Raw genomic sequence first — 12857 nt, forward strand, 5'->3', positions numbered from 1 at the left:
TAGGGAAATTCCCGATGGCGATGTCAGGCATGGACGCCCCTTCGCAATTGCGGTAGGATTGCCCCGCCCTCGACAAGCGGGGGCAGGCAAGACACCTCCGCCCAGAGGTGCGAGAGCGGGTAACGTCCCGCCAATAAAGGACTGGCAAAAACCATGGCCGACAAAGTGAACAACCTTCAGGATATTTTCCTCAACAGCCTGCGCAAGTCGAAGACCCCGGTGACCATGTTCCTGGTCAAGGGCGTGAAGCTGCAGGGCATCATCACCTGGTTCGACAATTTTTCCGTGCTGCTGCGCCGCGATGGCCAGTCGCAGCTGGTCTACAAGCATGCCATTTCGACGGTCATGCCGGCCCAGACGATGGACCTGACCGATCTGCGCAAGGCCAGTGACGGCAATGGCAAGCCCCGCCTGCTGCAGGAAATCTTCCTGAGCGCCGTGCGCAAGTCGGGCAGCCCGGTGACCATGTTCCTGGTCAACGGCGTGATGCTCCAGGGCGAGATCGCCGCCTTCGACCTGTTCTGCATGCTGCTCGAACGCGACGGCATGGTGCAGCTGGTCTACAAGCACGCCATTTCAACCGTGCAACCGCTCCATTCGCTCGACCTTTCGGGCGAGAACGAGCAGGACGACTGATCGTCCACGCCGCATCCGGTCTTCCCGCCGATCCGCGCGGGTAGACCGGAGCGCGGCCAGATGCTCTAAGCTGACATGGCCATATTCAATCGCGACTCCGAGGACGAAGTGGCGCGCGGTGCGCGCGCCGTCGTCGTGCATGCCGAAACCCATGGCGGCGATCGCCGCGACAGCGACGCCCGGCTGGACGAAGCCCGTGGCCTCGCCCTAGCGATCGGCATCGATGTGCGCGCCGCCCAGAGCTTCCGCGTCCGTGACCGCAAGCCCGCCACCCTGTTCGGCAGCGGCCAGGTCGACCAGATCGCCACGCTGGTGAACCAGGAAGAGGCTGAACTGGTCATCGTCGACAATGCGCTGACCCCGGTGCAGCAGAGCAATCTGGAAAAGGGAACCGGCGCCAAGGTTATCGACCGCACCGGGCTGATCCTGGAAATTTTCGGCGAGCGCGCCGCCACCAATGAGGGGCGATTGCAGGTCGAACTCGCCCATCTCGACTATCAGGCCGGGCGACTGGTGCGCAGCTGGACCCATCTGGAGCGCCAGCGCGGCGGTTTTGGCTTCCTGGGTGGTCCAGGCGAAACCCAGATCGAGGCCGACAGGCGCATGATCCGCGATCGCATGGCAAAGATCCGGCGCGAACTGGATCAGGTGACCAAGACGCGCGGCCTGCATCGCGCCCGGCGCCAGCGCGCGCCCTGGCCGGTGATTGCCCTTGTCGGCTATACCAATGCCGGAAAGTCGACCCTGTTCAACCGCCTGACCGGCGCCGAGGTGATGGCCGAGGATCTGCTGTTCGCCACGCTCGACCCGACGATGCGGCAGATCGTGCTGCCGGGGCTGGACAAGGCGATCCTGTCCGACACGGTCGGCTTCGTCTCCGACCTGCCGACCCAGTTGATCGCGGCCTTCCGCGCGACGCTGGAGGAGGTGCTGTCGGCCGATATCATCGTCCATGTCCGCGACATCGCCCATCCCGATACCGAAGCGCAGCGCGACGACGTGCTGGACGTGCTGAGCGAACTGGGGGTGGCCGGTGAAGGCGCGCTGGAACGCGGCGATGGCGAGGCTGATCCGCCGCCGATCATCGAGGCGTGGAACAAGCTGGACCTGCTGGACGCGGAGAGCGCCGCGCAGGCGCGCGAGATTGCGGCACGGCATGATGACGTCGTCATCATCTCGGCCCTGACTGGCGAGGGTGTCGAAGGACTACAGCGGGCGATCAGCAGCCGGCTGACGCGCGGTGCGCGGGTTCATAGCCTGCGCCTGCCGATCAGCGATGGTGCGGCCCTTGCCTGGCTGCATGAGCATGGCGAGGTGCTGGCGACGCGGCCGAGCGAGGCGGAGATGCAGGTGGATGTCCGCCTGTCCGACTCCGGTCTCGCCCGCTTCCTCAAGCGCGACCGTTAATCAGGCAGTCGCGCCACGAAATCCTGCACGACGCGGGCGGAGTTGGCCGAGGCGAGTGCCATGAAGACGCTCATCTGGTTCTGCTCGGCGTCGCCGCCGGCCAGATCCGAGAGGCTGCGAAAGGCGAGGAAGGGCACGCGGTTGGCATAGGCGACCTGCGCCACTGCCGCGCTTTCCATGTCCAGCACCTGCGCCTGGAAAGTCGCGAACAGATATTGGCGATAGGCGGCATTGTCCATGAAGGCCGGGCCGCTGATGCCGCGCCCGCCGACATGCAGGCTGGGCTGGTGCGGCAGGCATTTGGCGGCGGCCGCATCGGCGCAGCGGGCCAGGCTTTCCGAGGATGACAGGGCGCGGGCGATGGCGAGTAGGGCGGGATCGGCCGGGAAGGCGCGGTGCCAGCTCTTGGCTTCGGCCTCATTGCCGACCTCAACATCGCGCGGGAAGATCATGCCATAATTGGGCAGGTCGTTGCCCGGCGTGCGGAAGATCGGCGCATAGCCGCCCGGCGCCTCGCGCGCGATCGTGCTTTCCATGAACTGGCCCCAGTCGGCCGCGACCACGACATCGCCAATATGCAGCGAGGGATCGATGCCGCCGGCAATGCCGGAAAAGAGGATACGCTTCACCGCAAAGCGATCGACCAGCCACTGGGTGGTCATGGCGGCATTGACCATGCTGACGCCGCTTTCGACCAGCAGCACCGGCTTGCCGGCCATCTGGCCAAGCGTCACCGGCACGCCGTTCAAGCGGACGGTCCGCGGCTGCTCGATCCGGCCGACAAGTGCGGCATGTTCGGGCGGGAAGGCGGTCATGATTGCCGTGCGGGGCTGCTCGTCCAGCTTCTGGGCGAGGGCAGGGGATGCGGTCAGCAGGCCGACCAGGGCGAGGAGGAATTTCATGCGGCGGCAACCCAGGCAAAGCGGATGACGATCAAGATGGCGAGCAAGAAGAGCAGCCAGTCGGCGCGGCGCATTTGACCGCGCAACAGCTTCAGGATCGCATGGGCGACAATGCCGAAGGCGATGCCGTTGGCGATCGAGAAGGTGAGGGGGATGAGCGCGAGGGTAAGGAAGGCGGGGACGGCCTCGAACGGCTCTTCCCAGCTGACTTCCACCAGCGGCGCCATCATCAGGCTGCCGACCAGGATCAGCGCCGGCGCCGTCGCATAGAGTGGCACCAGGCCGGCATAGGGCGCGGCGAAGATGGTGACCAGGAACAGCAGGCCGGTGACGATGGCGGTGAGGCCGGTGCGGCCGCCGGCTGCGACGCCGGCTGCGCTTTCGACATAGGATGTGACGGTGCTGGTGCCCGCCGTCGCTCCGACCATGGTCGCGGCCGCGTCGGCGATCAGGATGCGGTTGAGATTGGGGACGCTGCCGTCCGGGCGTGCGAGGCCGGCGCGCTTGGTCACCGCCATCAGCGTGCCCAGATTGTCGAACAGGTCGACGAACAGGAAGACGAAGATGATTTCCAGCACGCCGATGCCATGGCTGCCGGCGAAGACCGCACCGAGATCGAGATGGAAGGCGGTGCTGCCCAGTGCGGAAACATCATAGGGCGTCGGCGTGAAATGCAGCGCGCCGACCAGCCAGCCGAGCAGGGTAGTGGCAACGATGCCGATCAGGATCGCGCCCCGCACCTGACGGATCGACAGGCCGGCGATCAGCGTCAGGCCGAACAGGGTGAGCAGCACCGGCGCCGAGCGAAGGTCGCCGAGCGCGACCGAGGTGGCGCTATTGGAGACGACGATGCCGGCATTGCGCAGGCCGATGAAGGCGATGAAGAGGCCGATGCCACCGGCAACCGCCGCCAGCAGGTGGGGCGGGATGGCGGCGAGGATCATCTGGCGGATGCCAGCGAGGGTCAATGCCAGGAAGGCGACGCCGGAGAGGAAGACGCAGCCGAGCGCGACCGGCCAGGGGATGCCGAGACCCAGCACCACAGAATAAGTGAAATAGGCATTGAGGCCCATGCCCGGCGCCAGTGCCAGGGGCACGTTCGCGACCATCCCCATCAGGATGCTGGCGAAGGCGGCGGCGAAACAGGTCGCAGCAGCCACGCCGACCAACGGCATGCCGGCCTCGCCCAGGATCGCCGGATTGACCAGCACGATATAGGCCATGGTGAGGAAAGTGGTGATGCCGGCGATGATTTCCGTGCGCACATTGCTGCCGCGCGCGGCTATCTGGAACCGGCTGTCCAGCCAGGACGACAGGGGAGCGGTCATCGCGCACGGCCGGGCAGGAAAAGGGAAGGGGCCATGGCCGGCCCGGACAGCGAAGTTGACACCAGATACCCCCTATGCGCGATGGTCGCGATTGCGCGCCCTATGCCGCTGCGCACGCGCCGCGTCAAAGGTAACGATGCATCACAAATGTGTCGACCAGCCCCAGCGTCGGATGGGCAAAGGCATCGGGCACGCGGCCGACAATGGCAAAGCCCATCGCCTGCCACAGCGCGACTGCGCGGCTGTTGGAGGAAACCACGAAATTATATTGCATCGCGCTGAAACCCAGATCGCGGGCCAGATCGAAGGAGGCCGCGCACATGCGCCGGGCAACGCCGCGTCCGGTTGCGTGACCTGCGGTGACATAGCCGGCATTGGCAACATGGTTACTACCGCCCGGCTGGTTGGCGCGGACGTAGAAGGTGCCGAGCAGGGTGCCATCCCCCTCGACGACGCGGACGGTGCGGTCCGGGGACAGCCACAGGGCAAGGGCGTCTTCGCGGCTGATCGCGCGATCGACCGCCAGCGTTTCGCCAGCGCGCAGCACTGGCTCCAGGATTGCCCAGATCGCGTCATGATCCGCCGGCGTGACCGGCCTGATTATTCCGCCTGCTTCGCCTGTTGCCATAGCGCTTCCTTCTCGTCGAGCGACAGGCCGACGAACGCGTCGCCGGCGATTGCCTCCATCTGACGGAAACGACGATCGAACTTGGCATTTCCTCCACGTAAAGCCACTTCGGGGTCAATCTTGAGATGGCGTGCGAGGTTCACGACGGCAAAGAGCAGGTCGCCGACCTCTTCTTCCCGATGGGCATGGCTGGTCGCGCTGGCGACCTCGTCCAGTTCCTCATGGATCTTGGCGATCGCGCCCTGGGCATCGGGCCAGTCGAAGCCGGTGCGAGCAGCCCGCTTCTGCAATTTTTCGGCGCGCAGCAGAGCCGGAAGCGCCTGTGCCACGCCGGCCATGGCGCTTGGGTCAGGGATCTTGTCGGCGCGTTCGGCCGCCTTGATGCTTTCCCACTGGGCATGGCCATCCTCGCGCCGGGCGCCTTCGCCAAAGACATGGGGATGACGCCGGATCATCTTGGCGGCGATGCTGTCGATCACGTCCTGCAGGCGGAAATGGCCGGCCTGTTCGGCGATGCGGCTGTGAAACACGACCTGCAGCAGCAGATCGCCCAGTTCATCGCGCAGGTCCGCCATGTCGTTGCGTTCGATCGCATCGGCCACTTCATAGGCTTCCTCGATCGTGTAAGGGGCGATGCTCGCGAAATCCTGTTCGATGTCCCAGGGACAGCCGGTGTCCGGATCGCGCAGCCGCGCCATGACATCGGCGATCGGCATGATATCTGCGGGACTGGCTTTGGACATGGGAACCTTCGCATTGGCTGCTGATGGGCCCGCGGATAGGCGTTTGCCGGATACAAGGCCACCCCCGATGTCGAAAGGGGCGCTGATAGGCGGAGATGGTGCCCATAGGGACGCGCGTCGGAGCCTGTGGGAGGATTATTCCGCTGCGACGGCATCCTCGTCCTTGACCGCATTGTTCGTCCGCACCTGCACGACCCGCCCCCGGTCGAGATGAACGATGATGTCGGCAAGTGCGACGAGCGATGCCGTATGGGCTATGGCCAATATGGTGATATGGCCCCGCAAACCGGCAATCGCGGTTTCGATCTTGGTCTGTGCGTCCATATCGAGGGCACTTGTCGCCTCGTCCAAGATCAGCAGTCTGGGATGACGCAGCAGAGCGCGCGCGAGGGCGATGCGCTGCCTTTCCCCGCCGGACAGACGGCTGCCACGATCGCCGACCACCGTATCGAGCCCCTGGGGCAAGGCGCCGACGAACTGCCGGGCGTTGGCGGCGTCGAGGGCGTTCCACAATTCCTCATCGCTCGCATCCGCCTTGCCGATGCGCAAATTGGTTGCGATGCTGTCATGCAACAGGAAAACGTCCTGGGGCATATAGGCGATCTGGGACCGCCATTGCCGATCATCCTGGGCAAGGTTGACACCGTCGACCAGGATCTGGCCCTCGCTGGGATCGAGCAGCCCCATCAGCATGTCCGCGATGGTGCTCTTGCCTGCACCCGAAGGTCCGATCAGGGCAATGATCTTGCCGGCGGGCAATTCCAGATCGAGGTTCGCGATCGTCGGCGTGTCCGCGCCCTGATGGGTGATGGATACCCGATCGAAGCGGACATGCCGGGTCAGGAGCGGCATTTGAACGCGCTCCGGCCCGGCGGTGCGGTTCTGCTCTGCCGTGAAGATGCGCAGGAGCCTGGCGACATTCTCATAGCCTGGCAGGCAGAGGAGCAGTTGCTGGAGCGTGCTTTGCAGGGCGTTGAAGCGCGGCGCGAGGCGCATGAACAACAGCAGCATCGTCATCAGCTGCGGCAGCGGCAGCGCGATGACGGCATAGGCCACATAGACGAACAGGGCTGCGGCCGCACCGCTTGCCAACTGGAACAGAGCGGTGCTGTTCGATGTCAGCCGGGCGAACTCGACAGTGCCGACGCGCAGCGTTTCCAGCAACCGATCCAAGCGTTGGAGATAATAGGGTTCGCTGTTGAAAGCCTTGGCGATCTTCATGCCGGTGATGAATTCGAACGCGACATATTGCCGTTCCTGCAGGGAATTCGACATGGATTGCGCATGGCGGGCGATCTTCCGGCGCACCGGGTACAGGCCGAACAGGGTCGCTGCGCCAACGGTCATGGCGAACAAGGTCATCTGCCAGGATATCAGTGTGGACAGCAGGCCATAGAGTGTCAGCCAGATGATATTCTGGCCAAATGACATGAGGCTGAAGACCGCGACCTGGATGCGATCGACATCGTTGCTGAGCGCATGGTTGAGATCGGACCCGCGCATGTTCGCGACCAGCGACCAGCGACCATAGCCGATGGCCGTGAACAGGTGCATGCGGATGTCGTCTACCGCCTGCTGCATCGTGCGGGTCATGAGGAGGAGGCGGCGGCGCGACACCAAGGCCTGAAAGACCATGAGGCACAGCATCGCCGTCAGCAACCAGCCAAGCGATATGCTGCCAATCCAGGGCAGTTGAATGCTGCTCTGGGCCGCACCATGATTGGTGCCGATCAGTTTCAGCAACGGGATCATCGCCAGCAAGGAGCAGCTTTCCAGAATGCTGCCGATCAGGATCAGCAACAGGATGACGGACGCCTGTCGGCCATATCCCCCAAGGGAAAAGCGCGCGAAATCGCTGATCTGACGGAACTGGCTCACCTATGGTCCTCGCAGTCGGAGCGGACGAGTTCGACCGTCTCTTCCAGTCGATTGAGGGCATGCGGGACGTGCAGCGTTGCCACCTGGATGCAGCGGGCAAGGGCAGCGCAACCCTGCATGTGACGGGCCTCATCGGCGGGCGAGAGCGCTGCCTTCCCGAAACGGGTTATGTAGGAGTAGCGCAGGATCGCCGACAGGGCCTGGGTTCCGGCAAGCCGGGTGAGGCCGGGCTGATCCCCCACGCGGTCGAGAACATAGAGGCGTTCGGGTTGCAGCAGATCATGGCGGAAATCGCCCATCAAACGATGCTGGCGTTTGGAAAAGCCGGGATAAACCAATGGCAGCGGCTGTGCTTCAGCCAGTTGCATGGCGTCTGCGGCCTCTTCCGCGAGCTTGAGCTGGCCATAGGCTGGCAGGATTTCGAGCGCGCCGTCCGGGTTTGCGCGGATCGCCAGGAGGTCGTCCGTCAGCAGGCGATGGCCCGCCCGGAGGAAGGCTGCGGCGGTGGTGGATTTGCCCGCCAGCTTGTCGCCAACGAAGATGACGCCATGCCCGTCGAGGTCGATCGCGCTGGCGTGGAGCGTGATGTAGCCGCGCATGTGCAACGCCAGCGCCATGATCGGCCCCAGCAGAGGAAAGGGGAGGTAGGTCACCGGCGTATCGGGATAGGGCTGAATCTCGATGAGGTCGGGGCCGTGGAACTGGAAGGCCGCAACGTCGGGCCATGCCAGGAAATGCGTCCCGTCCGTGCGGAACTGCGTGATCACGCCCTCTTCGCGCGACGGCAAGGGCAGGTCGCGGCTATAGATGATGCGAATGTCGGGTACCGATCCCGCCGGGGCGGTCGTCAGTTCCGGCAGTGGAACATCCGATTCGATCGTCAGCCCAAAGGCACGATAAAGGGACGAGGCCTTGCTGGCGGGGGCAATGGCGGGCTGAGGCGTTGGGCCCATCTTCATGTCATCCTCCTGCATGTACGATGTGAAATTTAGCCCTCGGAGCGGCGGGCCGGGATCGTCTTGCAAGCCAGCGGCCCAGGCTTGCGACCCGGTAGGCAGCGAATAAGGGGGCGGCATCATTGGCCATGGACTGATCGAACTGCGTGATGGCCGTGCGGGCCACATCGATGTCGATAAATGGCGCCAGCATGTCAGCCTGCGCATCCAGCATCGTCAGCAAGGATGCCCGGTGACGCGCCATGCCTGTTCCCAACTGGCCGGCAAAATTGAACTTGTCGCGCCGCATTCGGACCTGCTCGGGCAACAGGCCTGCCATGGCGTTCCGCAGGGATGCGCGCGGATAGCCATTGTCGAGCTTGGCGTGGGCCGGGAGCGATACGCAGAACTCGACGAGACGGCGATCATAGAATGGGAAGCACAGGCGCACCCCGGCTGCAGCAGCCGAACGATCGAGCACTTCAAACGCATAGGGTTGTTGTGGCGATGTCAGGGTCGACAGGTGGCGCTGCTGCTCGGTCTGATAGGCCGAGCGGCTGGGCATTGTCGCTGCCCGGCGCAAACCTATGTCTGTACGACGGACGAGGTCCGGTGCGACGAGCGCGGTCGTGAAGTTCGGTGAGGTGCGGGGCGGATGTGCATGGTGGACGATGCGCCGCCAATTCTGCCGGAATCGCCGTATCGTCGCGATATGATCGAAATGGGGAGACGCTGCCTGCCAGGTCGAACAGCGGAGAATATGGGCCAAGCCATGTGCTTCGCGCAACAAGGTGGCCCAGCGCCGTTCCATCGCCAGTTCGTTCAGCCGCCCAAACCCGTGGGAAACGACTTCATCGCCGCCATGTCCGTCCAGAAGGCGGGGAAGCCCCAGTTGCCGGGCCCTGTGATAGAGGCGTCGTGAACTGCCCAGATTGTAGGCGAGGCAGGGGCCGTCCTGTTCATTCAGGATCATGTCCAGTTCCTGCAGCGGATCCTGATGCTCAGTAGGCAGGAAATGGGGGGCAAAACGCCCTGCTTGCAGAATGGATTTTATGTGCGGGCCATCCGTCCAGTTGGGACTTGTGTCGAACGTCATGGACAGACTTGGCACGGGCGGTCCCGCCGCCTCGGCCCGCAAGCGCGACGCCATCATGGCGATGGACGAGGAGTCCAGCCCTCCGCTGAGCAACACGCCGGCTTGTTCGCTGATCCGACACGAGACCGCCTGTTCGAACAAATGGCGGAACTGCTCGGCGGTTTCTTCATCCCTTGGCGGCTGCGATGCCGCCAGATGCCAGTAACGGCTGATGGTGAGTTCGTCGCGCGTGACCTGAATGATGTGCCCTGGCGGCAGGCGCCGGATCTCGCGATAGAGCGTCGTCTGGGCATCGCCGACTATGCCGGCGACAAAATCTGCTGCACCAACTTCGTCGATGGCGGATGAAATCTCCGAACCGAGCAGCGCGCCAATCGTTGTCGCCGCCATGAACAGCCTGGGCGAAGCATGATAGTAGAACGGGCGGACGCCGAAATGATCACGGGCGCCAAATAATGTCTGTGTCGCTTCGTCCCAGAGCACAAAGGCGAAGTCGCCCAGCAACATGGAGGCGCAGTCTGCGCCATAGCGCTCGTACAGCGCGGCGATCAGGCTGGCTTCAGGGAGAACGGGGCGGGGGGGGAGGCCGAGCCGCGCCTCGATTTCCGCGCGATTGTCGAGCCGGACGTCCGCGGCGACAATGAGGCCCGGACGCCGCTTCTCATGGTCCAACGCCTCCATGCCAGCCCCGGCAAGAATCGTCGGGCCGCTATCTATTGCGCAACGGACGCCGCGTGATACCAGGGAGGCGATGCCTCCACCGGGCCAATGCCGTGCCGGCCGGCCATCGCGGTGGAACAGGCCGGCAAAAGCATTCATTGCCGGACCAGTCCGTCCAGGTCCGCCAGGACGTTGAAGCCGGCCAAGTCCTGCCGCCTGCCGCCAATAATGGGCCTTGCACGATGGTCGAGCAGCCAGGCATGAGCCTGGAAGCTGCCATCTTCGGAGCGGCGTACACCGATCCGGATCCAGCTTTCATGTCCCATCCAGGCGAGCAACGTCCGCGTGGCCACGGCCTGGGTCAGGCATGTGGCGCCGGGAACAAGTCGTGAGACGATGCTGACAGCGCGGGCGACCTGGCGCACCCAGAGCGGATTGCGCTGGCCAGTGGATTGCGGCAGCCATTCGCACAGGCGCGCATAGCTGGTGAGGCTGAGGGCAAGGCGGACAGCCAACACCACAGGCAGTGCGACCGGCAGCAGCAGTGCCAGAAGCAGCCCCGCCAAAGTGCGATCAGGACGCCGGCGCATGCTGAACGCTGATCAATGTGAACTGCGACAGGTTGCTTAACAGGCTCTCCAGATCCTTGCGGCACTGTTCCGGTCGGACATCGAAGCGTTGCTCGATATTGTCCTGCAATGCGCCGACACTGGTGGGGGTCGCGATCGTTTCCCAGACATGGACGCCGACGCGATTGAGCGCGAAATAGCGGCTGGAGGTCAGGTCCAGCAAAACCCTCTCATTGTCCAGGTCGCAAAACACGATGTTGGGATCTGCTGCCACGATTGTCGCGGATGGCCAGGCGATCGTCATCTTTCTTCCCCGCTACCAAGGGCTTTGCAAGAGAATGGACGCCCCCTCTGTCCGAGAAGGGCGTCCACCCCGTTAGGAGAACGTGAGCTCGCCGCGCGGCGTACCGTCCGGGAAGGTCGCGTCCAGGCTTTCGCCGTAGGACGTGCCCTGCGTCAGCGATTCGAACGAGCCGAGTTCGACGAGCTCGGGCGATTCATAAGACTCCTTTTCCATACTCAACTCCTCATCATCTGCTGAACCATTCAGCGGATATAAATTGATCGTAAGTAAATGTTTAAGTCAAATTCCAATCTATCCGCGGTAACACCTATAGGTATAAACACATATCGCCATGATTTAATTTTGTAGGGCAATGTTTTGTATAAGCTAACATTCAAGGTGTGACTGATGTGTTGTTAGACCCTTCCAACAAGGCACGGAAAATTGTGGACATCGTGAGATGCCATGTGGCGCTGTCCGTTCCGCAGATGATCGTTAGCGCTCCCTCTCCGGCGATCGACGCGGATGATTGGGCGGACATCATAATGGTTGGGAAATCCTGTAAACTTCTGCTGCACCTTGGTGCCGGGCTCCGCGTCGCTGGGCAGCATATTCCGGACGCCTTCTCGCGCGAGGAGGACAGGTTCAGGAAGTTGACGCTCGCGATGAACGGCGTGAACATCGCTACAATAACCAATATATCTAAAGCTCTGATCCGTGATGAGCTGCGATTTATAGTTTTCAAAGGGCCGCTTGCGCAGAGAAGAATCCATGGCGGATACTTTCATCGTCCCTCATCGGATGTCGATATCCTGATCGATCGCGGTGATCTGCGTCGCTGCACTGCGCTTCTCCAGGAGGCAGGTTATTTCCTGCCCGCGGAATGTGATCGTATCTGGTGGCGTGCCTTTCTGGGAGAGCAGCATTTCTTCTCGCGTTCGCCGAACCAGGCAACGGTCGACGTTCATCACCGGCTCCAGCAGCCGGGTTGTCCGCACCCCATGGACGTGGGCGCGTTTCTGCGTGAGCCGGCGGATCAGGAACTGGGGCAGGTAAAGGTTCCCTGCATATCGCCAATCCACGAGATCCTGCTGGCAAGCCTGAGCTTCGTGAAGTCTTTGACCCAGCATTGCCACGCAGCGGCCTATCTTCTGGACTTCTGTGCCGCAATTGCCGGGCTCGATCATGCGGCCTTGGCGATTTTGCATCAACGGGCAACGGAGCAGAATATCGAGCATAGCCTGCGCATCACCTTGGCCTGTGCCGAAAGCATGTTCGGCTTGGAAGTACCGGAATTTGCGGAGCCACTGCCGATCTCGGACCTATTTGGCGCGGATTTGTCCCTGGCCGTCTTCACGCCCGATGATCCGTCCATTGCCTGGCCGCGCTTGCGGCATTTGCTGTGGCGGCTATGCGATGACCGGCGAGCCGGCCAGAAACTGGGAACATATATGTGGGTCGGTGGCAGCTTCCTGGCGTCCAAGGCAGCGCGCAAGATACCGGGATGGCCGAAGGAAGATCCCACCATTATCCATGTTGCGCCTGTTGCCGCATCGGGCTGATCGCTCCGCGTGAAAAAGCGTCACACCGTTGCGAACAGATAGTCCGCGTCACTGGCCGCCCGGATCAGGGGGGGGGGGGGGCTGGGTCAGCAACCAGTACTCCCCCCGCTTATTGGTGGCATGCCGCGCATTCGGCCCTGCTATGCAGGCCGCGCATGATCAGGATGTCCATGAGAATGTCCTGCTTGAAAGGGTTGGGAGTTATTCGCTGATCCGGAAGCAGCGGAGCA

Annotated in this window: 14 protein-coding genes (1 of these 14 cut by a window edge); 3 read left to right on the top strand and 11 right to left on the bottom strand. The window is 63.2% G+C overall.

Going from position 1 to position 12857, the window contains the following annotated elements:
* Positions 1 to 153 precede the first annotated feature (153 nt).
* Positions 154 to 636, top strand: coding sequence for an RNA chaperone Hfq (hfq, locus tag U0025_RS08220; RefSeq protein WP_004212587.1), 483 nt, complete (start codon positions 154 to 156; stop codon positions 634 to 636).
* A gap of 75 nt (positions 637 to 711) precedes the next feature.
* Positions 712 to 2043 carry a GTPase HflX gene (gene hflX / locus U0025_RS08225; protein WP_004212588.1) on the top strand — a complete coding sequence of 444 codons (1332 nt, stop codon included), beginning with the start codon at positions 712 to 714 and terminating at the stop codon, positions 2041 to 2043.
* Here hflX and U0025_RS08230 read toward each other — a convergent pair.
* The 10 genes from U0025_RS08230 to U0025_RS08275 all read right to left on the bottom strand — a co-directional run bounded on the left by U0025_RS08230 (position 2040) and on the right by U0025_RS08275 (position 11299).
* A complete protein-coding gene (locus U0025_RS08230; protein WP_004212589.1) occupies positions 2040 to 2945 on the bottom strand; it encodes a 5'-methylthioadenosine/S-adenosylhomocysteine nucleosidase in 906 nt (301 codons plus the stop codon). The two genes, hflX and U0025_RS08230, sit on opposite strands and share 4 nt — an antisense overlap.
* The gene (locus U0025_RS08235) at positions 2942 to 4273 is read right to left on the bottom strand and encodes an NCS2 family permease (protein ID WP_004212591.1); all 1332 of its coding nucleotides are present in this window, start codon (positions 4271 to 4273) and stop codon (positions 2942 to 2944) included. Before U0025_RS08235 ends, U0025_RS08230 begins: the two co-directional genes overlap by 4 nt.
* A gap of 124 nt (positions 4274 to 4397) precedes the next feature.
* Positions 4398 to 4901 carry a GNAT family N-acetyltransferase gene (locus U0025_RS08240; RefSeq protein WP_004212592.1) on the bottom strand — a complete coding sequence of 168 codons (504 nt, stop codon included), beginning with the start codon at positions 4899 to 4901 and terminating at the stop codon, positions 4398 to 4400.
* A complete protein-coding gene (gene mazG / locus U0025_RS08245) occupies positions 4874 to 5644 on the bottom strand; it encodes a nucleoside triphosphate pyrophosphohydrolase (RefSeq protein WP_004212593.1) in 771 nt (256 codons plus the stop codon). The genes U0025_RS08240 and mazG overlap by 28 nt, the downstream gene beginning before the upstream one ends.
* A gap of 135 nt (positions 5645 to 5779) precedes the next feature.
* Positions 5780 to 7522, bottom strand: a complete 1743-nt coding sequence (locus tag U0025_RS08250) for an ABC transporter ATP-binding protein (RefSeq protein ID WP_004212594.1) — start codon at positions 7520 to 7522, stop codon at positions 5780 to 5782.
* Complete coding sequence (locus tag U0025_RS08255) at positions 7519 to 8481, bottom strand: phosphoenolpyruvate carboxykinase (ATP) (protein WP_004212595.1); 963 nt, start codon at positions 8479 to 8481, stop codon at positions 7519 to 7521. The genes U0025_RS08250 and U0025_RS08255 overlap by 4 nt, the downstream gene beginning before the upstream one ends.
* 1 nt (position 8482) lies before the next feature.
* Positions 8483 to 10234 carry an asparagine synthase-related protein gene (locus U0025_RS08260; protein WP_312219230.1) on the bottom strand — a complete coding sequence of 584 codons (1752 nt, stop codon included), beginning with the start codon at positions 10232 to 10234 and terminating at the stop codon, positions 8483 to 8485.
* Positions 10235 to 10368: 134 nt separating this feature from the next.
* Entirely contained in the window at positions 10369 to 10803 is a 435-nt protein-coding gene (locus tag U0025_RS08265; RefSeq protein ID WP_004212597.1) for a lasso peptide biosynthesis B2 protein, read from the bottom strand.
* Positions 10787 to 11086 (bottom strand): PqqD family protein, encoded by a 300-nt coding sequence (locus U0025_RS08270; protein WP_004212598.1) that lies wholly within the window; start codon positions 11084 to 11086, stop codon positions 10787 to 10789. Before U0025_RS08270 ends, U0025_RS08265 begins: the two co-directional genes overlap by 17 nt.
* A gap of 72 nt (positions 11087 to 11158) precedes the next feature.
* Positions 11159 to 11299: a lasso RiPP family leader peptide-containing protein gene (locus U0025_RS08275; RefSeq protein ID WP_004212599.1), complete on the bottom strand. Its 141-nt coding sequence runs from the start codon at positions 11297 to 11299 to the stop codon at positions 11159 to 11161.
* Positions 11300 to 11532: 233 nt separating this feature from the next.
* Between U0025_RS08275 and U0025_RS08280 the strand changes: the two genes are divergently transcribed.
* Positions 11533 to 12627, top strand: a complete 1095-nt coding sequence (locus U0025_RS08280; protein ID WP_254792201.1) for a nucleotidyltransferase family protein — start codon at positions 11533 to 11535, stop codon at positions 12625 to 12627.
* Between the two features lie 109 nt (positions 12628 to 12736).
* Here the strand turns inward: U0025_RS08280 and U0025_RS08285 are convergent, their stop codons facing one another.
* Positions 12737 to 12857: the 3' portion of a hypothetical protein gene (locus U0025_RS08285; protein WP_312312560.1), read on the bottom strand. It continues 92 nt past the right edge of the window; 121 of the gene's 213 nt are visible here — the last part of the coding sequence; the start codon falls outside the window, past its right edge — the gene reads right to left on this strand; its stop codon occupies positions 12737 to 12739.

It is taken from the genome of Sphingobium yanoikuyae (assembly GCF_034424525.1).
GTDB lineage: Bacteria > Pseudomonadota > Alphaproteobacteria > Sphingomonadales > Sphingomonadaceae > Sphingobium > Sphingobium yanoikuyae.